The 20,942-nt window shown below is 56.0% G+C and carries 17 protein-coding genes; all 17 read right to left on the bottom strand.

The features are described from left to right. Positions 1-48 precede the first annotated feature (48 nt). Positions 49-729 (bottom strand): glycosyltransferase family 2 protein, encoded by a 681-nt coding sequence (locus Mal15_RS17790; RefSeq protein ID WP_147868999.1) that lies wholly within the window; start codon positions 727-729, stop codon positions 49-51. Positions 730-955: 226 nt separating this feature from the next. Beyond that, complete coding sequence (locus tag Mal15_RS17785; protein WP_147868998.1) at positions 956-2,221, bottom strand: DUF1501 domain-containing protein; 1,266 nt, start codon at positions 2,219-2,221, stop codon at positions 956-958. Between the two features lie 30 nt (positions 2,222-2,251). Further along, complete coding sequence (locus Mal15_RS17780; protein WP_167546884.1) at positions 2,252-3,781, bottom strand: DUF1549 domain-containing protein; 1,530 nt, start codon at positions 3,779-3,781, stop codon at positions 2,252-2,254. A gap of 374 nt (positions 3,782-4,155) precedes the next feature. After that, positions 4,156-5,388 carry a type III PLP-dependent enzyme domain-containing protein gene (locus tag Mal15_RS17775; protein ID WP_147868996.1) on the bottom strand — a complete coding sequence of 411 codons (1,233 nt, stop codon included), beginning with the start codon at positions 5,386-5,388 and terminating at the stop codon, positions 4,156-4,158. A gap of 5 nt (positions 5,389-5,393) precedes the next feature. After that, positions 5,394-5,639, bottom strand: coding sequence for an acyl carrier protein (locus Mal15_RS17770; protein WP_147868995.1), 246 nt, complete (start codon positions 5,637-5,639; stop codon positions 5,394-5,396). A gap of 33 nt (positions 5,640-5,672) precedes the next feature. Beyond that, complete coding sequence (locus Mal15_RS17765) at positions 5,673-7,235, bottom strand: AMP-binding protein (RefSeq protein WP_147868994.1); 1,563 nt, start codon at positions 7,233-7,235, stop codon at positions 5,673-5,675. A 1-nt stretch (position 7,236) separates the two neighbouring features. Further along, positions 7,237-8,415, bottom strand: a complete 1,179-nt coding sequence (locus Mal15_RS17760) for an MBOAT family O-acyltransferase (RefSeq protein ID WP_147868993.1) — start codon at positions 8,413-8,415, stop codon at positions 7,237-7,239. A gap of 16 nt (positions 8,416-8,431) precedes the next feature. Then, complete coding sequence (locus tag Mal15_RS34920; protein WP_261344504.1) at positions 8,432-8,563, bottom strand: hypothetical protein; 132 nt, start codon at positions 8,561-8,563, stop codon at positions 8,432-8,434. Then, a complete protein-coding gene (locus Mal15_RS17755; protein ID WP_147868992.1) occupies positions 8,560-9,639 on the bottom strand; it encodes a hypothetical protein in 1,080 nt (359 codons plus the stop codon). Before Mal15_RS17755 ends, Mal15_RS34920 begins: the two co-directional genes overlap by 4 nt. A 34-nt stretch (positions 9,640-9,673) precedes the next feature. Continuing rightward, positions 9,674-10,621 carry a methionyl-tRNA formyltransferase gene (locus tag Mal15_RS17750; protein WP_147868991.1) on the bottom strand — a complete coding sequence of 316 codons (948 nt, stop codon included), beginning with the start codon at positions 10,619-10,621 and terminating at the stop codon, positions 9,674-9,676. Positions 10,622-10,658: 37 nt separating this feature from the next. Beyond that, the gene (locus tag Mal15_RS17745) at positions 10,659-11,840 is read right to left on the bottom strand and encodes a glycosyltransferase (RefSeq protein WP_167546883.1); all 1,182 of its coding nucleotides are present in this window, start codon (positions 11,838-11,840) and stop codon (positions 10,659-10,661) included. 88 nt (positions 11,841-11,928) lie between these two features. Further along, positions 11,929-13,623, bottom strand: coding sequence for an arsenate reductase/protein-tyrosine-phosphatase family protein (locus tag Mal15_RS17740; protein WP_147868989.1), 1,695 nt, complete (start codon positions 13,621-13,623; stop codon positions 11,929-11,931). Between the two features lie 75 nt (positions 13,624-13,698). After that, positions 13,699-14,997, bottom strand: coding sequence for a nucleotide sugar dehydrogenase (locus Mal15_RS17735; RefSeq protein ID WP_147868988.1), 1,299 nt, complete (start codon positions 14,995-14,997; stop codon positions 13,699-13,701). Between the two features lie 131 nt (positions 14,998-15,128). Continuing rightward, on the bottom strand, positions 15,129-16,481 hold the full coding sequence (locus Mal15_RS17730; protein WP_147868987.1) for an asparagine synthetase B family protein: 1,353 nt from the start codon (positions 16,479-16,481) through the stop codon (positions 15,129-15,131). Between the two features lie 58 nt (positions 16,482-16,539). Beyond that, positions 16,540-17,514: a glycosyltransferase family 4 protein gene (locus Mal15_RS17725; RefSeq protein ID WP_147868986.1), complete on the bottom strand. Its 975-nt coding sequence runs from the start codon at positions 17,512-17,514 to the stop codon at positions 16,540-16,542. Continuing rightward, positions 17,507-18,754: a glycosyltransferase gene (locus tag Mal15_RS17720; RefSeq protein ID WP_147868985.1), complete on the bottom strand. Its 1,248-nt coding sequence runs from the start codon at positions 18,752-18,754 to the stop codon at positions 17,507-17,509. Before Mal15_RS17720 ends, Mal15_RS17725 begins: the two co-directional genes overlap by 8 nt. Further along, positions 18,751-20,901 carry a heparinase II/III family protein gene (locus Mal15_RS17715; protein ID WP_147868984.1) on the bottom strand — a complete coding sequence of 717 codons (2,151 nt, stop codon included), beginning with the start codon at positions 20,899-20,901 and terminating at the stop codon, positions 18,751-18,753. Before Mal15_RS17715 ends, Mal15_RS17720 begins: the two co-directional genes overlap by 4 nt. Positions 20,902-20,942: the final 41 nt, after the last annotated feature.

Below are 20,942 nucleotides of genomic sequence, written 5' to 3'. Positions count from 1 at the left end.
CGATCGCAGCACGCAACGGAAGGGCAGTACGGTCCGGTGAAATAGTCGCTACGAACTGACACCCTGGTCCTTTGCGGAACTGGCTGCTTCAAGCTGCGAGTCATACCGACGTACTTCATCGGCGTTGTGCGTCCGATTGGAATCGTGGATCCGGTAGCGATACAGGGGGAACGGCAGATGCATCACGCAATACTTCTCCGAGAACCGATTCAACAGATCATGTCCTTCGCGCATTTTGAATTCCTCGTTGTAGAAATTCAGATTGCAAAGTGCCTCGTAGGTGTACATGATGCCGCAGGCGATCGGCTCGTCCTGGAATTTCAACGTTTCCAGCGGTGTTCCCACCTCATTGACTTTTCGATAGTCACAGGTCACCGCTTGGTAGGTGCGGTTCATATCCAAAAACAGCGACAAGACAAAAAGGAAATGTCTTGAGACGTAATCGTCGGCATCGACGCGAACGAAGTACTGGCCGCGGGATCGACGCAAGATTTGATTGAGCGATCCGGGCAGTCCAAGATTCTGCTTGTTGTTGATCAGGCGAATGTTGAAGGCGGAGTCCTCTTCGAAACACTCCTGGACGTCACTCAGGTCTTCGTCTGGTTCATCGTTGACCAACAGCACTTCGAACTGATCGTGCGGCAGGGTTTGGCTGGAAAGGCTTCGCAGGCAACGATAAAGCCATTGTTTTTGGCGATAGCAACAGACACCAACGGTAATCTTAAACATGGGTTTCCGTATTGGCTGGGGAACGGTTTGTTGGCAGACGCTGTATCACTTCAATAGCGATACGTCGCCGCTCATCTTCCGATCGATCCAATGTGATGTGAACGAGAGTGTACTAGCAACCGCCCATTATGCTTGCGGCGACCGTCCAGAGACGGGGCAACCGCAGGCAATTCCGGCAGGCTCGGCCGTTTGTAACGGCAGCTCCGAGATTGCGGATTGGGAGACCTCAGACCAGACTTTCGATGGGGACCGGGGTCGCAAGGCGGTCGACCAGCTGCATCGGGCGATTGCCGGGTGCGATCACTTCCAAACGGTGATCCAGCCCGATGATCTGGTAAACCGTTGCAAGGAAATCGGCCGCACTGACCGGACGGTCGAGCACGGTTGCACCTCGTTCGTCCGTTTTACCGATCACTTGCCCGCCGGGGATTCCACCACCGATCAAAAGCGTTGACCAAGCGGTCGGATAATGATCGCGGCCATTTCGATTACCGTCACGAAGCTCGGGGGTTCTTCCAAATTCCCCCATCCAGACGATCAGGGTGTCGTTGAGTAGTCCCCGGCTGTCCAGGTCAAGTGTTAATGCCGCAACCGCTTGGTCCAGTTCAAGTGTTCTGTATTTGATTCCAGACGTGTCTTCACTATAGATACCGCTATGCATATCCCAATGTGGCGAATTGACTTCGACAAATGAGACGTCGCGTTCGACAAGTCGGCGAGCCTGCAGGCACGCATTGCCGATTTTTGTTTTCCCGTATTGCTGACGAATCGAGTCGGGCTCATTCGCCAGATCGAACGCACCGGGGTAGTCGCTATGCATAAAGTCTAGCGTCTTGCGGAGCGTTTGACGGTGAGCCGTGAACAGTGCTTCGTCTTTCTTAGGGTGAGTCTGCTCCCAGTCCAGCAGTAGCTTCATTCTGCGTGAATACTCGTTCGGACGTACTTTGGACCGGAGATGGTCGATCTGTTCCACCACCTTCAACGGGTTGTGACTGGCACCCAGAAAACCGGAGGAACAGCCGCTCGAATCGCCGCCGCCCAGATGGACGTAGCGAGGTGGCCCACCTTCACTTTCGCTGTGAAAGTATGAAACGACTGACCCGATGCTGGGAAAATCGAGCGCCTGCGATGTCAGGTAGCCGGTGTGCAGGTGTTTCCGACCAACGGCATGTTGGCGCTCTTGAGTGCTCATCCCGCGGATGATCGCACCACGATCGATCAGCTTGGCGATGGCCGGCATGGATTCGGCGAGGTGAATACCGGCAACCGAGGTTTGGATCGGTCGAAGCGGTCCGCCGTGCCCATCCGGAGCGTCAGGTTTTGGATCAAGCGTGTCGATGTGGCTCGGGCCACCGTCAAGCCAGATCAAAATACACTTTTTTCGTTTGGTGGCGGCCTCTTCGGCGCTCGCCTTCAGCCAGCTTCCACCAGAGAACCCCGCCGAAAATCCGGCCAAGCCCGAGGAGAGCAACCAATTGCGTCGTGAGATCATGATTCGTCCACCTCCTGGCCAATCGCACCGTTAGGGAATAACGAAAAATTCGCCGCTATTCAAGAGTGTCCACAGCACGCCTTCATACCCCTGATCCGCCGATTCACTTTCCTGGATGAACTGGAGCATCGTTGACAACTCATTCGGACTGGGGCGACGTGAGAGTGTCAGAAGGAACAGCTCTTCAACTATCGCCGGGGGCGTGTCCCAAAGGTCCCGGTGCTGTTCGATCCGCCATCGCGTTCCGCCTTCGATCTTTTGTGAGTTTAGGACCTTGAGAAAGTCGCGCATTCCTTTGGAAAAACTGGTCGGTTTCCCGATGGACGCCTCGTCGCCGAATCCTCGAATAAATCCGCGACGTGCGCCTCGCGCCCCATAGATGCCCCGCGTATACGTCACCGCCTCTTCACCCAGAATCGAGTGAAAACAATCAAACAGTTGGTTGGGTGAGAGAACGCGGAGATTGGTACCCGCCAAATCTCTCGGGTCGTCGTGCGACACACCCTCCTGTTGGTAAGTCGCAGACTGACAGATCTCACGGTACAGCTTCTTGATCTTGTAACCGTCTTCGCGGAATTTTTTCACCAGCTCATTGTGCAGCTCAGTGTATCGCGGCGGATTGTTGGTGCGGTGGTCATCCACGGGGTCGACCAAGCCGCAGCCGAACAGGTGATGCCAAACGCGATTGACGAAGGATCGGGCCAGGTAGGGCGTTTCGCACTGCAAAAGCCAGTCGGCAAACTCCGCTCGGTAGCGAACCCTCCGGTACGCAGCGGCACGACCTTCCGTTCCGGTCTCTTGGTCGGGAAGTGATGCCACCACATTAAGCGCGCGATCCGGCGATTCGTAACGCCAATCCGGGGCGGCTGCGTCGGCAACCCCGACGACAACCCCTTCGACCTCATGGACCTCACGGGATGGTGCCAGGGCGCGGTTGGGCCATTTTGAAGTGAGTGTTGTATTGCCTAAAAAACCCGCAATGCCCCAATATTGTCGGTGGGTCCATTCGGAATTGGGGTGATCGTGACACTGGGCGCACTCCAGGGTGATTCCCATGAATGCCCGACCAACCAGATCGGTCGCCTGTTCCGGTGAAAGCGTTTGGTTCTTTCCCGCGCCAAAGAACATCGTAACGGCCGGATTGGAAAACTGTGCTCCCGTCGCAGTGAGCAATTCGCGGGCCGTCTCGTCCCACGGACGATCCTCATTGAATTGACGTTGCAGCCATCGTGTGAAGGGGATGAGCGGCCACTGTGAGTCCCCGTACGTCAATTCGGTATCCCACCGATCCGCCAAGTTGACCCCAAAACTGGGCCGTTCAATCAGTTCGTCGATCAGCGCATCGCGTTTGTTGGGTGCTTCGCTGTCAAGAAACTCCCTCGCTTGCGCTGCGGTAGGATTTCGACCAGAAAGATCCAGGTACACACGCCGCAAGAAGACCTCGTCGGAACACCGCGAAATCAAGGCGGTCTCGCGTTCGCCATGCTGCCTGGCAACCTCACGATCGATCAATGCGTCGAACTGGCCATTCGTCGTCCCCGCGACAAGGCTGGCAAGCACAAACGCGAAGAGCCTCCAAATTTGAGACTGTTCGGGACCCATCAAAGATCTTCCAAGGTGCAAGAATGCTTCGTGCGAAAGTGTCCGACCGGCTTAAATTGTAGCGGGGGCGGGCAGGGGCTTCAACTTGCGGCGGCCGATCGGGCCGCGTAACGGCCGGTTGATTTACTAGCCCGCAGCGCGAGCAAAGGGCGAGTCGGGCCCGTTCCCTTGCGTTTCGGGCTGGTGGGCTCCCGCTAACTCATCGCAAACTCGAAAATCAACAGGCCGTTAAGCGTCGGGGGGATCATGCGGGGGAAATTTATACGGCGCTGGCCCCGGCGTGTCCTGGCCCCGGCGTGTCCTGGCCCCGGCGTGTCGGTTGCGTCCCGTCGCTATGGCCAGCTCTCGGTCACATCGTGCAAATCCGGGCCGGTTCCTGTCACATCCAGAAGAATCTCTTTGGGAGCCTTGTGGCTGATAAAACCGAGCGGACTGGCGCTGCGCCCGTATGCTCCACTGCTTTGAATTGCGATCACATCGCCGATCTCAAGTTCCGTCAATTCAACATCGTGGCCGACGGTATCGATCGTCGTGCAAAGAGGACCAACCAAGTCATATTTCTGGGTCGCGGATTCTCCTGCTCCGTCGGGGGACACTTTGAACATGCGGTGGTTTTGGTGGATCACCGTCCCCAAGTGGCCACAGGCACCGAGATGATGGTTCATGCCACCATCAAGGATGGCAAACTCGGTGCCGCGTGAATGTTTTCTCGCCACCACACCGGTCAAGAAATAGCCGGCTTCACCGACGATGAATCGGCCCGTTTCCAGGACACACTTGGCTTCGGAAAATCGTTGCTCGCCCCGAAGCGCGTCCAGCATGGGGCAGGTTTCGCTGGCAACCTCATTCAAGTCAATGGGTTCGTGTTCTTGGTAATAGGGAATCCCCAGGCCGGATCCGAAGACCAATCGTTGGGGCGACAGATCATGGGTGTGGGCAACCCGACGGAAAAGATCAATCATGATCGAGTAGTTTTCGATGACTGATTGTGTGTTCAGGCACTGGGTCCCCGAATAGATATGCAACCCGCGTATCTCCAGGTTTGATAGGCTCTGGATTCGAGGCATCTCCAGGTCGATGTCTTCTTCGTCGATCCCGAACTGGCTCGGTCGCCCCGCCATGCGGACACCGAACCCTCGAGGCAACTTGGCGGGAGAGATCCGGACCAGAACGGGCTGGACGCGGCCGAGTTGTTCGGCGTACCGATTCAAGGCGATCGCTTCCGGGACGGATTCGACGACCATTTCGCCGATGCCCACCCTGACCGCCTCTTCAATCTCATGGGGGCGTTTGCCCGGTCCCGTAAAACTAAGCGACGATGCACTCCAGCCCGCATCAATCGCACGATGCAATTCGCCGACCGATGAAATGTCGAGCAGATCGACGCACTCGCGCAACCGTTCCAGCAGGCCCCGGTTGGGATTGCATTTCACCGCATACGAGATTTGAAAGCGCGACCCGAACACGTCTTTGACGAGTTGGCAGCGCGAACGGATCTGATCGATGCAGTATACATAGCAGGGTGTTCCGAATTCGGTTGCCACCTGCTGCAAGAGTTCGTTCATGTTGTTCAATCGTCTTGCCGCGTCTCGATGAAGTTGATGATTCGATCGACGGAGTCAAGGTTTTCGAGATTCACTTCACCGGGGCGCAACTTTGTCTGAGCTGATTTTTCGATAAACATCACCACGTCAACCATGCTAAATGAGTCCAGGATTCCGCTCGAGAAGAGCGCTGTATCACCCTCGATTTCGGAGGTGTCAACGCCCATCTTTTCATCAAGGTACTTCAGGAATTCGTTTCGATCGATTTGCATGTTTCTACTCGGAGAAGGAGGTGAAAAGTGATCTCAACCATCAAGGTAGGCAGTTCGAACGAGTGACCGGTCAATCTTACCGGAGCCCGTCCGCGGCATTTTCCCTGACCAACGGTGGATTTGTTTAGGGACCATGTAATTGGGCATGTTCTTTTGGCAATGCCGACGAATCGCCGCGACATCCACCAGCTCGTCCCCATCTCGCGCGGACACGGCGACGCAGATGATCTGCCCCAATTCCTCATCGCTGGCGGCGAATGCGACAACGTCACCGACAAGCCCACTCGCGAAGACCAGTTCTTCCACTTCTGTCGGACTGACGCGAAAGCCACTACATTTCATCAGCTCATCATTCCTGCCCACGAACCAAAGATCCCCGTCTTCGTCCATCGTGACGATGTCACCGCTGAAGAGCACTTTTTCGTCGCCCAGCAAGTGTCGCAAGTGATCGCAAACCCTGATTTTTTTGTCGGTCGCTTCGGGATTGCCCCAGTAGCCTTGGCTGATCAGGCTGCCACGGTGAATCAGTTCCCCTTTTTGCCCGGGATCGCAAAGTCCGCGTTCTTCATCGACGACGAAGACATTGACGTTGGGGATCGCCCGTCCCATCGAGCCTCTTTTTTCTGCGAATCGAGACGGTTCGAGGTACGTCGAACGAAATGCTTCCGTCAGCCCGTACATCAAATACAAGTCCACATCCGGAAAGACGTCGGGCATTGCACGCAGGATCGCGTCGGGGATCTTCCCCCCGGAGTTGGTGACGTATCGCAAGGATGGAAGCCGGACACCGGAATCTTCCAGGTACCGTACCAATTGAATCCAGATCGGAGGGACCGCGGCAAGTCCGGTCACTTTCGCTTCCTGTATCGTCTTTACGATTTCCGTTGCCATCGCCACGGGCTGCAGGACATTCGTTGCTCCGACCAGCAACGAAGTAGTCAACTGGCTCAAGCCGTAGTCAAAACACAACGGAAGTAGCCCAAGGATCCTGTCATTGGACGTGTTGTTCAGGTAGGACGCGACGCTACGGGCTCCGTCAATCAAGTTGCGATGCGTCACCATCACGCCTTTCGGCTTGCCGGTCGAGCCTGAGGTATAAAGCAAGGCTGCGAGATCGGCGTCGATGGGGAGATCGACTGAAGCATCGATTGCGTCCCCGTCGTTCGGCAACTCGGTGGTTCCCGGTACCGGCGTTTTTCCCGCGGAAGTCAATCCGATGTGCTCTAAACCCGACAGCACGTCGGCCTGATGAGCCCGCTTCGCTCGCTGGTAATCGGTCAGCAGGATGCGGATCTGGCAGTCCTCAACGATGTAGCTTAATTGTGCGGGCGTCCACGTTTCGCTGATGTTGACGAAGGTTGCGCCGACACGTGCACAAGCAAGCGTGGCAATGATCTCTTCGGGGCTCTTTCGCATGTGGATGCCAACTCGCATCCCTCGGCCCGCCCCGTGGCGATGAAGCCACGCTGCTAAAACGTCAACGCGTCGGGCAAGCGTTTGGTAGCTGATCTCCTGGTCGCCAGAAACAATCGCGATCGAGTCTGCATTGTCGCGGAGATTGGCAGACAGAAGGTCATGCAGTGTGAAACGAAACATTTCAAGAAACTGGTAGCGTGATGAAGAAAAGCTTTGCGATCACCCGTAGAGCGTCCAAAGAGGAAGCCGTCTCGATGAATGCAAAACCCATCGATACGAATGCCATGGTCAGCAACCACCCCCCGGCCCGAAACGCCGGACCGTTCAGTGAATCCCGGTAGCGTTGCCGTTTGAATCGACTCCACATGCCATAAATACAGATTCCCGTTGCGTGGTGAACACCCCACGCAACCCAATTGAGACTTGCTCCGTGCCAGATGCCCATCACGATGAATGACGCATAAGCCGCCACGTAGGGACTTCGAGTCCGTCCCATCGTCGGCATGTAGATGTACGACGTGCACCATCCGGTCAACGTCATGTGCCAACGTTTCCAGAACTCGGACAGGTTGATCGCGAAAATCGGAAACCGAAAGTTTTCCATGATGCGAAGACCGAAAAGTCGACTGGCACCAATGGCAATGTCGGAGTAGGCACTGAAGTCGATGTACGCTCGTAAGAACGCGGTCGCCAAGAAGACCCACGTTCGTAGCGGAGACATGCCCGGTAAGAAGTGCATCAGTTGAGACCGGGAAATGCTGCCGAAGAGCATTTCAACTAAAATATCCGCGACGACAAATTTCTTGATCAACCCGATGGCAATCCGCCACAAGCCTTCGGCAAACATCGCGCGACTGGGAGTCGTCTCCTGGTTCGCCACGTAATGATCGTATCGTTCGATCGGGCCGGATGAAAACGTCGTGAAAAGAAAGGCGTAGGACAATAGGCTCGGCAGTGTGAGGTCCCCTATCGAGCCACGGTTCAATTCGATTGCCAGATGCAACAGCTTGAAAACGTAATAGCTGATTCCAAGCGGTATCAGATACTGCGCGGATTGAAGTTCGGCTGAATTGAAACTCTGTAAGATCGGGCCCGCATATTTGAAGGCCGCGAGAAATGCAACGATCGCGACGGCGAACGCGACGTAGAGTGTTCCGGAACGCTCTCGCGGCACGGTCTTCGCAATCGCGTAGATCGCAATGCTGAATCCCAGCAAACACACGACGCTCAGTGGTGCGATCCATAGCAGGTAGCCAAATGAGACGATGGATAGGAACGACAGTCGAAATCCCTTGGCCAACAACCAGAATATCGGGACCGAAAGCAGGATGACCGCCCAAAACCAGATCGACTGAATCACGGTGACTTATCCGCCATCAAAAACCCTGGTAATCAAATACCCGGGCGCCAGAGGCAATGGAAAGCATTTTCCACAGGGCAACACTTAATAGAACGCCAAGTACAATGCCTTGCACGATGGAGCCGACGGTTCTAAAGGTTCGCTTCATCGTGTCGCGTCCAGTTGCTCGGCAACCTTTTTGGCGAGCGCGTCGGCGAACCGGGATTTCGCGTCGAGGTTTCGGAGATGTGCCCAATCCAAATAGCCAGACTCCGGAACTGAATCATTGATGTCCCAGTACATCACGTCGCACTCGTTGCTAACGTCGGCGATGACATTTTGGTAAATAGGCCAGAAACCGCGATCGATGTCATGGCGTTTCATTCGAGGACTCATCGTCGCCTCCAACAAGACGACCTGGACGTTGTCGTTCTGTTTCAACCGGCGGATCGATGCCTTCAGGAATTTTGACGTATCCGCAACATTCTGCTGGAATGATGCGAGCAAATCCGTCCGCTTTTCGATGTGGTCGGTCCAAGTCACCTGGTCTACCTGTTCCGCGGCAAGATGTCGTGATTGTGAAACGACGATTGGATCCATCAGGTTTTTCGGAATCGAAGGGATCCGGGCCAAAAAGAAGCGACGATTGTCCCAGGCGTAAATTCCCAGGCGCCTGGGAACCTGGATCCCATTCGCTCTCGCTGTCGAATCGATCATCGGTGACGTCACGCCTAGACGTGGCGATTCGATGACCTCACGCAGTCGATCGACACCTCTGCAGAAGTGCAGTGGGCGAACCTCGATGACAACGATGCCGTTGGTCAGTTTCGGCAACCGATCGACAACCTGAAACGTTTCCCAGAACGATGCACCGGCATTCGCAAAGTTGTACACGTTCACGCGTTGATCGGAGTGCGCGGCTATCGCCCGCTCAAGTTGTTTTTCCGTATGGATCGCTTCGCGTGTGGACGAGGAACCGAAAAGGTAGACTGCCTGTCCCTTTGGAGGCACGAACGACAAGACTTTGTGCGTCACGAAGTTGTCGGTGTCGTTGCTGCGTCGGTCGTAAAGGTACCGAAAGTTCTCCGAGACCATGAATTCCGGAGTGATCAGCAGCAAGGCGGTCAATAACAAGCTTGCCGGGATGAAAAAGGCGAGTGTTACGGCTAACAAGGACGGCGTGGTAGCGCCTAGCCAGAATTCCTTCACCGCATTCGAAGGTGGCGAATCTGATGCGTTACGCATCGCAATCGAACTCTCGGGAGACATCACACATGAATCAGGATTCGCTGGAAAGTCGTGTGCCAACGCCCAGATCGAGGTCGCAGAGAAGATCTGGTAGATCAACCGGATTCTGGTCCGCGTCGACGATGTCGGACATGCGAACGACCGCATCCGCCACACATATTTCTAACGAACTGCGATCGAATCCGACGACCTGCCCGGGCATTTCCCCGTCGGCGTTTTGACGACACCACTGAACAAGATGTGGATGAAACTGTTTGCCCTGATGGCTAAGTGTCGGCATCGAAATCGGGTTCGGCAACGGCAGGTAATTTAGACCACGGACAAATCGCTCTACCCGTTGCCAGGGCCAAGTCAGGTCAATCCAGCCCGAATTCGGAATGTCTTTGCCGGTGTAGGTGACTGCTTTCGAAGCGTCTTGGGGAATCCGACGGAAACTGCCGTCGAGCAGTTGTGGGACAAGGTCTTCGAGAAGCGCGACGCCCGCAGAAAATCCCTTTTTTGACAAGGATAACGGTGATTCATCGCAATCCAACGGAAAGTGCTTTTGCAGGATGACGTCGCCGGTGTCGATACCCTGATCCACAAAATGCCATGTCACTCCGTATTCCGATTCACCATTGACGATCGCCCAACTGTAGACATTCAGTCCGCGGTAACGCGGAAGCGGACCGTTGTGAAAATTGATCGTCCCAAGACGGGGCGTGTCGAGCAGAGCGTTTCGCAAGATCCTCATGTTATAGATGCTGAACAGATAATCCGGCTCCAGATCCCGGATTTCACGCACGATCTTGGGAGAGTTGACGGCTCTCGTCTGTTTCCATGGAATCGCGTGGCGATCGCACGTCGCTTCCAACAACCCGTGTAATGCACTGACGTCAGGGTCGATCAGTACCAGTGCAACGTCCACATCGTCGAACTTGCAAAAAACGTTCAAGCAATTCGATGCGAATTGCCCGTTCCCAAGTACTACGATTCTCATGTCCAAGGCTCGTCAGCGCGATTCAGTGCCTGCCGCATCAATTTGCCGTACTTGTCGTCGCCATGTCGTCCGTCGGGGAAATTGATCGGTTCCCTAACGCGTCCAGACACGCGCACTCAAATTGTTTTGCCGCCACGACCGGCGTGTGCGATCGGTGGACCATGGCCAATCCGTTGTTCGCTAATTCGGTTCGGAATCCGGGGTCGTTGGCTAAACCGACGACGTGCTCGGCAAATGTTGCCGGATCGTCGGCGATCAAAACGTTCTCGCGGTGCGTGACGTTCAAGCCCTCGATCCCGATCGATGTACTTACCACAGGTTTTCTCATCGCCATCGCCTCGTAGACCTTCAATCGGGTCCCGCCACCGACCCGAAGCGGAACGACGACAATATCGGATTCGGAAAGAAACGGGCGAACATCGGCGACACTTCCGGTCACGTGGATCCCGTGATTCCCGTTGAGAGCACGAATTGCGTGCGACGGATTTCGACCGACGATGGAAAAGGTGGCGTCGGGCAGTTGTTTCCTGATCAGTGGCCATATCGCTTGGACAAAGTAGAGCACGCCATCCTCGTTGGGAAGCCAGTCCATCGATCCCACAAAAACGCAACGCCGCGGTATCGGGGCAAGATCCAAAGGGTGGAAATAATCGGTGTCGACAGCGGTGTCGATCACCTCAACGTGCGTCCAACCGTAGCTTTCCTGAAAGGTCTCGCGGTCGCGATCGCTGACCGCGACGACGCGGTCGAAGTCATTCCCCGCATGTGCTTCGAACCGCTGCATTTTCTTCCATTGCAGCCACATGTACAACCGCCGCAGCGGGCCGCCGCCCCGCTTGGCTTGACGCTGGAAGATTTGCGCTTCGACGTTGTGCTGGAACAACAGCTTGGGAATCTGGTCAAAACCGATGCAGTTGCGCGCCATTTGCACAAAGTCGCAGACAAGCAGGTCAAAGTCCTGTTGCTGCAACAGTTCGGCGGCTCTTTGCCTTAGCCGGGGATCGTGGTCCTTGTTGACATTGAAGGGATAGCTCGAGAACAGGTTCTTCGCCAGATCGACATAGAATCGCCAACTCGTGCGCGGCGTTTCTGTCCATGGGATCGTTTCCATTTTCAATCCCAGGTTCTTCATCTCGTCCAGGTAGGGTTCTTCCGACGGGAGGATGTTGCACAGGTACGTGATGTCGTGCCAACACGCAAGATGCCGCAGGATGTTCAACGTCCGAATCTTGCCTCCGGTGTCTGTCGGAAAAAGCAGACGCTTCTGGAGAAAAAGGATCTTTTGCCTTCTCACTTCCTGATGCCGGCTAGTTTGGGACACCGTCCAGTGCCCGCGTGATCTTGGTGTAGATCGAGTGGAATCCTTCGACGGATCCGCCGTAGGGATCGGTGATGACTGCGTCGGCGTCGTCGAGCAATGTTCCCAGCAAGTAGGTTTTCGCCTTGGCCCGTGGATAGCGTGATCCGATTTCGTCGCGATTCTCTTCGTCAAAAACGAGGATCAGGTCCGCATCGTCGACCATTTCCTGCGAAAGTACGCTGGATCGATGATCGCCCAGATCGACACCGAACTGCGATGCGGCGGTCTGTGCGTTTTCCGGTGAGGGGCGACTTTGTTTGGGATAATACCCCGAGGATCGAATGTGCCGCACATGTCGGAGTTTCGTCAGTGCATAACGTTGGGCAAACGGGCTACGGCAGATGTTGCCTTTGCAAACGAATAAGACATGCTGGGCCGCAGAGATTCGACCGAGAAGGTGTCGCCGGGCACGGCGGCGTAGCGCTGGGACTTGGAGCGCTTTCTTGCTCAGCTTGCGGCGAATCCGACGCGGGATCGCTCCGGCCGAATCCGTCAACTCCCGGATCGCCGGCTGGGGGTCATCCCAGTTGAAAGTGTCGGACGATTCACGCAGCGTCATCGGATAACGCAACTCGCAGATCAATTGCCAAGCCAGCGCCGCATGTCGACGTAGCGATGTGCCGTTTGCGGATGCGGTTTTCTGCAGCCATTTCAGGTCCAACAACCAGTTTCTGCACGTCTGGTTTTCGCGGCAGTCCCGTGGAAAGTCCTCTCGACCATTGCAGAGCATGTCGAACAGATAGGCCGGAAAGTCGGCGCCGCAATTGACGGCAAGCGGCAGCGATCCCCAAAACCGCGAATTCAATTCGACGAAGATCCAGTCGCGACTGGTCGGGTTGTATTTGAATTCGGCCATCCCGATCCCGGTGTAACCGAGTGCCCCAACAAGGGCTTCGGTCGCCTCGGCAAGCTCCGGGTCAAGTTTGCAACTTTTTCGGTAGGAACTGCCGCCTCCACCGGGCGGTTCGTGCAGTCGTTGGTGCTGGAATGCCGAGAGAACTCGACCGTCTCGGGCGATGAACTCAACACCGACACCGACGCCTTCAAAATACTCTTGCACCGCGACCGGGGTGCTGCGGAGCATTCTGTCGATCGCCGCAACTGCACTCTGTTTTTCCGGAAGAATGGCGACGTGGTTCTTTTGCCCAAGGTTGCTGGAGACATACGATTGTGTCGGCTTCAGCACATAGGGCGGTGTGATCTGGTTGAGGGCATCGAAGTCTTCCTTGCCACGAATTGCAGCTTCCCTTGGCAATCGCAAACCTGCGGCCGATGCGATTCGGTTTACTTCCGCTTTATCCATCACCGTGTCAAAGATTCCTTCATCGATCAGATAGATTCGATGGTCGGAAAAGCGTTGGCGTTCTTGGTGCAGAGGCAGAATACTGGGGTCATTGCAAGGAATGACCAAATCGAACTGCTCGCGCTGCAGTAACGCTTCGAACTCCTCGACCCAACCGCCTGACGGTGGGCGAAGGGGGCTGTGCACCGAATGAACGTACTTCGATCGGACGGAAACACTGTCGCGTGCACACCACGCCACGTGGACTTCGACGCCACGTCGTCCGAGGGACCGAATGGTCGACAGAAAACTGCGGGTGTCGGAGCCGAGGACCAAGGCTTTGGGGCGATCTTCGGTCACGTCCAATTACCGACGCGATTTAGCGGTCGTTGAATTACCACTGCGATGTCTTGGTCGTGCTGCCGTCCGCATGATTTACGGTGTGACCGGTTGCGGGTTTGCGACAACCAGATCTCGCCTCAAGTCGAACACTTGGTTCTGCAGCGCCAGCGGAACGTCAACCTCGTTGGCGACATCGGTTCCCAAGATCAAGTATTCCGCATGCGAGCAGACTTCCTCGAATTCGGACACCAGCAGCGCTGCCAAGTGGGGAAGGCGAGTGTCCACGTAGGCCAAGTTCGTACCCATCAGCTTGGCGACACGCACGCCGGGATCATAGATGCGCAACTCGTATCCTTGTCCCAGCAGTGTCTCGGCGAGTGTAACCAGCGGACTTTCCCTCAGATCGTCGGTTCCCGCTTTGAAGCTCAGCCCGACCAGCCCGATCCTGCGACAGCCTTGGCTTTTGATCACGTTCAAGGCACGGCGAATGTGAGCCTCATTGGACGGTAAAAGTGATGACAACAGGTTTGTCTCCAACGCCTGAGCTTGAGCATAGCGGTTCAGTGCCCGGACATCTTTGGGCAAACAGGAACCGCCGAACGCAAACCCAGGACGCAGGTAAGCCGGCGAGATATTCAATTGAGTGTCTTTGCAGGCGATTTTCATGACCTCTTGACCATCAGCGCCCATCGAACTGGCCAACGCACCGACCTCATTGGCGAACACGATCTTGGCGGCGTGAAACGCGTTGCAAACATATTTGACCATGGCCGCGGTTCTGCAATCGGTGACCACACGTTCGCCGGGCAGGTCGGCGTATAGATCCAGCACGGCATCGGCATCGGCGGGATTCTGGCACCCGACGACGATGAACGGTGGGCAGTCATAGTCTTTGATGGCGGTCGTTTCACGCAAGAATTCGGGGTTGTTGCACACCCGGACGTGAGCGCCCAACGCGCACCCGGTCGATTCCAGGCACGAAATCAACTGGTCCTCCAGGATGCCGGGAAGCAGCGTGGAGCGAAGAACGATCGTGTAATCTCGGTCGTCTTGGTCGGCCAGCGTTTGTCCGATCGACGTGAGCACCGCACGGACCGCCTTGAGCGAAACCATGCCGTCCTGTTCGGACGGCGTCCCGACGGCGATCATCGCGACGTCCGATTGCGAAACCGCCTCCGCAACGTCCGTCGTCGCCCGCAACCGGCCGGAATCGACCTGCTGTTTCAGCAATTCGTCCAAGCCGGGTTCAAAAATCGGTGAACGTCCCGACGCGATCGATTCAACTTTGCCGGGGTCGATATCCACGCCGATGACGCTGTGGCCATCTCGGCTGAGACACGCCGCACTGACGCAGCCGACGTATCCCATTCCAAAAACTGCGACTCGAGTCACTGTAAACGCTCCGCGGGAGAAAAACTGTTGTGCGTCATATTGATTGCTTGATCACCCCTGTCCAAACCGGTTCGCCCAAACTCCGTGTGTTCTGTCGCTTTGGACGGTGTAACGCGAGCTTTAGCGATTATTCAAGCCGCCCCGGAGTACTTTTCCCAGAGCGCCACCAGCAGACAGGCAACCGACCGATTTTTGTACGGTGAGGGATGATAGACCTCCCGCTTCAGACGCTCGGGGATCAGCTTTGATGCCTTGACCGCCTGATCGAACGATTGACGATTGCTATCCAGGATTCCGTCGATCGGGGCGCGGAATCCGACTTTTGCCTGCTCGTAATGGAATCGTTTGTTGATCGCTTCGCGCAGCGGCAGCTTATTGACCGTCGGCCACTGGTATTTTGATTCCGGCGGCAAGCCTTCGAAACGTTCCGCAATTTTCGGGTCTGCCCAGGGAAAGAAGATCTTGGCTCCGGCCATTTCGGCCAGGGCGATCGATTTTCCACAAAAACTGTAGGTATCCAAATAGCGACCGCGCGACAGGGCGCGTCCTTTTTGAAACCCAAATTCCTGCCAGCGACGATCTAATTCGTCCAACGACCGCGGCTCTGCGATCTCGTTTCGCAACACGCCACGATCAAAGCCGTTGTAGAGCCCCTGACACTCGCTGAACGTTCGCAGCGGAATTCCGCAGTAATCGCGGTTGGGAAATAGACGCCTTTTGATGCGATCACGCAGGCCGCGGGGCACGATTCGATTCGCCACGGCACACCAATTTGTCGCCTTGAATTGATCTTTGGTCGGCAAGTGCCCCATGTAAAAATCGTTGCCCATGCCGTCGATGATCACCGATCCCTGAAAGACGCTCGCGGGCAAAAGCAAATAGGACAGGAACGCCTGGTCGACCGTCGGTTCAAAGACCTGGGAAAGCGTCTGTAAGTGATCATCGGGAATTTTCAGGTCGTCATAACGCACCACCTCTAAACGATGACCAAAGCGATGGGCGACGTCGGTCACCATGTCCACGTTGGAATCGGAGTTGGCAAACGTAACGCAGTCGACCTTCACTCCCAGTTCGGCCAGTGCGATCGCAATTCCGGTGGAATCTTTTCCCTCACTAAGGAGCAATTTGCACTGCGAAAGATCGACATCGGATGCATCCATCGACTCGGCCAAACAAGTGATCGGGTCAAACGGTTCCGGTTGACCGATGTCTTCTTTGAACAGATCGCTGGGCTCATCGTAGTCGGGTTCTGCTCCGTCAACCGATAGCGTCCCTCCAGGGCCGATCGCGTAGAAATTGCGGAACAGGGTGTCCGGCGGAAAAACGGTGCCGGCATACAACAACGTCGCGAGCGCTTGAGGATTGACCGCGTCAGGAGTGGGAGTCGGTCGCGAGATCGGAGTGCCATCACGGACATGGACCTCTCCGTCGATGGAGGAGTAGATTCGTCGCGTTTGGTCGAGTCGATGCTGCGAAAACTTCATGGTCCGACTCTGCTGAGGGGAAACTGGCGGTGATCGGCATTGCACATGATCGATGACGCTAGGAGTTGGTCTTTTCGATCAGCACGCGTTTGACTTCTTGCCAACGTTCGATCCGCTGATTTCGGGCGCTGATGGCACCGTTGCGCAGATCGTCGCGATGGGACTGAGCGTACCGAATGGCGTTGACGATGGACTGGCAGGTATTGTCGACGTGAACGGCGCCCCGGTCAAAGGAGGTTTTTAGGATCCCCCAGTCCGAGACAATCACGGGCGTTCCCTGGTAAATCGATTCCCACGCACCACGCAACATCGTGTGATCCTGAGTGGTCAGTGTCAGAACGACGTCGGCTTGCTGGAGCAGGCTCCCGTACTCCTGGTCGGATAGAAACCCGGTCAGGCGAACGTTGTCGGGCTTTTGTGACGCCACCTCGGCGGACAAGTGTTTGGGGTTGCCCGTAAAATAAAAGCTCGTGTCATCCAATTGCTCGGCCGCCTTGAACATCTCGGAAATCGGTTCGTCATAGTTGAACGAGCAAACCGCAGCGACATTGAATCCGTCGGACAGGGGATAGTTCTCAGTCGTCTCGAAAACGACTGGAACATCACGGACGATGACGGCCGTGCCACCGTGTTCCTCGACCAATTCTTTTAGGTGGTTATTGGTGACGATGTTCGCCGCCGCCTGCCTGCCCAGGAAATGTTGCAGCCACTGGAAATGACGCCAACGCCGATTGGTATAAGCGCCCGTGTGGCAATCGAGCACGAAAGGGGTGCGGAAGATCCATTTCCAAAGCAGGGCCGGTAGCGCCGCAAAGAGCGGCGGGGACATGACAAACACTGCTCCGGGACGATGGCGGGCAAGCTGCCAAAACGTCATCACCGTCTGACCCAAGTACTTGGGCAAAATGGTCAATGGATGGCTTCCCAACCACCCCAGGTAAACCATTTCGGAAACACCGCCTAATTCTCGTGCCGTTTGATCACTGCGGCTGCAGGATTCTGCCCAAGAGATGTAAAGAATTCGCTTATCCATTTGTCACAACTTGCTCATCGCGTGACGTCGGATGAGCCAACGCGAATTCCCAATGCTTCATCACCTTGTGCGCGGTGTGCGCCCAAGACCTCTGTTCCATTCCGGCCCGAATCGCCTGACGATCCCATGTTCTCCCCAGAGCCTTTGTGATGACATTTGCGGCAGTTTCCGAGGTTCGTTGTTCCATCAGGAAACCCGTCACCCCGTCAATGACTTCATCGGTTGCGCCGCCAACGGTCGTGGCAACGGCCGGTGTGCCACACGCCAAGGCTTCCAGCAGGACATTGGGCGAACCTTCTCGCGATGAGGCGAGCACGTACAGGTCGGCCGAATTGTACCAGTCAACCAGGGAGTCGTGGTCCTGTGGTCCGGCGATCATCACCCGGTCCTGCAGTCCTAAACGTTGGATCAGCGCCTGAATTTGATCCGAATAATCACGACCGTGCCGTCCCGGCCCCCCGACACAAACGTACATCGCGTCGGGATGCTGCTGCAGAATCTGCGGTAGCGATTCGATCACGACGTGAAAACCTTTTAATGCCAACCGATCTCCAACAGTCAACAGTATCTTGCGATCGGTAGGTAAACCGAGACGTTGGCGAGACGCTCGCGATGAAAGGGGGCGAAACTTCTCGATATCCACGCCGTTGGCGATCGTTGTCACACGCTCTGCTTCAGCTCCGTGTTGAATCATTGCTTGTGAGATTTGACGACTCACCCCGATCAACGCGTCGGCCGCTCTTAATGCCCGCCTGATGCTTTTGCCTTTCATCGGCATCGAGGGGAAACGCGTCATGTCTTCACCCCGCCCCGTCATGCAAACTGGCACGTTGAATTGCCGGGCGACTTTGGCAGCCGCAGCTCCCGAGGGGTACACCCAGTGCGCGTCGACTAAATCAAATTGGAACTGCGTGTGAATTCTGCGAGCCGCCGACAGCAACGAACCAGACATCAGCTGGGGATGAAAGTATCCACCGATCTTAGGCGGCAGCGGATAGCGTGGACGATCAACGGTGATCCCATGAAATACTTCCGAATTGGGAAGCTTGGAAAAGTATTCGAATTTTGGAATTGATCGAATTCCCGGTGCCCATGGGGTGGGCGAGATCACACGGACCGACACACCCGGCAAATTCGAAAGCGCTCGAATTCGTTCGTAGACGAAGATTCCCCGCGTCGGGTCGACCGTTGACGGGAACGCCGCACTAACTACCAGTACTTTCAAGTCGTTGTTGGTCATGCCGTCGTAGGAAGAATGAACCAGTTGCCTCGGCCGGCGCTGTCGCACGATTCTGCCTTGGAATCGTCTTCTGTCGCTGAAAACTGCACGCGACAGCCGTCGACATCGAAGCCAACGTTTTCAGCGCAATCCCCAAAGTGCGTCAGAACGACCGCCGCGGATTCGACGTGCGCCTGATAGGTCAATGTGCAGCCGCGTTCTATCACCCCGTAACCAGGACTGGTCCAGCCACGTTGCTTGTTCTCATCGCCATCACACAATTCACCCGTCGACAGGGGCACCGATCCGACCGCGCGGACCGATCGGGGTGTTCCCCGAACGTGAATCGCCGGTTCCGACGCGAGCATTGTCAGGTCCGAACCGGGAGGAAACTGCCAGTGCCATGTTGCGGTCCGGGGATGTTCGCTGTGCAGCAAGTCGGCGACCCAGAGGCCCCGTCCGGGAATCGCAAGAATATGCCGAGCGATGCGGCAATCGGGCCATTGAATTTCGCCAAATGCGATCCAGCGGTCGGAATCGCCCGAATGTCTTAATGTCGGTGTCTGGACTTCATTTGACCAATCCAAAACGCCCCTGGAACGAACCAATTCTGCGTCCGACAGGCTGACGGTGTTGTGCGCCTGAGGTGAACGAAAATGGGCGGCACGTTGCGGGTTGCCGGCGTAGTTGGGCATGCCGCTGTCGATCAAAACGGGCTTGCCGTCGAATTGATAAAGCAATTGCAGCGTATCGGCATGTCCGTGGGCCGCCGAGGGTGTCGAATCCCGATGCAATCCGTGAGAGATCGGCCCGGCGTCAAACACGACATGATCGCTGCCGTTCCCTGCGACGAAGTAGCCTGCATCGGGGAAGACGCTGATGGGGTTTGTCGGCCGAGCCGAGAGTTCTGTCCTGCGTCTGAGACCGTTGCAACCGGTCAACCAATACAGCTCGTCACCCAACCCGAAACCGTCTTCCTCTTGCGTGCCGGCATCCGACTCGACCGCGATCAGTGGATCCTCGAAAAGGACGGCGGCCAACTGGTGCATCGGCGAAAAATCCCAGTATTCGTCACGAGCAACTGGAATCGACTGCGCCGAATCAACGTCGCCGATTGCCGGCCAACTGCCGTCGGATTGTCGAAACGCAACCCCGGTGCGAAACGCCTGGACCATCAGATCGTCCATCCCCAGCCCCGCGCCGTTGTCGATGCGCATCGCCGACTCCGCCAACACCAGGAACCCGAGCGTGTAGTAGTGGTAGCCCATCGCCTGTTCCACGCAAAATCCATCGGCGTAAAACTGCCTTGGGGCGAAATCCTTGAGAACTTGGATCGCCCGTCGCTTCCAGCGATTGGCATGCTTCGACTCTCGCAACACGCAGGCAATCAAGCAGAGTCCGGATGCCTCGCCGATGACATGGTTGTATGGGCTGCTGTAGAACGAAAAATGATTCTCCAGGTAGTAGGCGTGTTGCCCCAGGCTGGAAATCACACGTTCTCTCTGCTGTGTCGCCCAAAAGGGAAAATCTCTCAGGTTGGCAAGCGTCCAAATCCACGAGATCGCTCGCATCGCCACCTCGAGTCCGCTGGTCCAGTGGATCCCACGGCAAAACGGATTGTGGAAGATCCAACTTAGCACCATGTCGCGGGCAAGTTCACCGTGCTGGCGATTCCCATTAAGCAGCCACGAACGTGATAATTCGACAGCATACTGCTGTCGTCCCAACTCCCAAATGTTTTTGAAATCGACGTGCCCGGGCGACTTGTGATATGCCACCTGTTTGAAAAAGTCATCGGACCAAGTATGCCCGGTGGTGGGGTCCGTGTTCCAGCAAATTTTGGGGTCTGCCGAAAAAGGCTTGCCCAACAGCGAGTAGGAGCCAGATGCGATTCGACCGCCGATCGATTCGGATTTCTTCTGAAGTGACTGGAAGTATTGCGGATACTGCGTCCTTAGACGCGCAAGCTCCGATTGGCCCGAACCGGGAACCAGGTCGATGCAACGCTGGATCGCAGTTTCAACTGGGACGGCGAACTCTCGATTACTGGATCCGTTTTGCCGAGCCGCCCAGTGCAGTTTTTTTACTTGCAACTCACTCAGCACACGACCGCCGACTTCCGCGGGCCCCATGCGTCGCAGTTTTCGGATTTTTCCAATCAAACTCACGATAACACACTATCCGTTGTATTCATGTCGCATCTGCGATG

The sequence above is a fragment of the Stieleria maiorica genome (genome assembly GCF_008035925.1).
In the GTDB taxonomy this organism is placed as follows: domain Bacteria; phylum Planctomycetota; class Planctomycetia; order Pirellulales; family Pirellulaceae; genus Stieleria; species Stieleria maiorica.
This window is presented reverse-complemented; position numbering and strand designations above follow the sequence as displayed.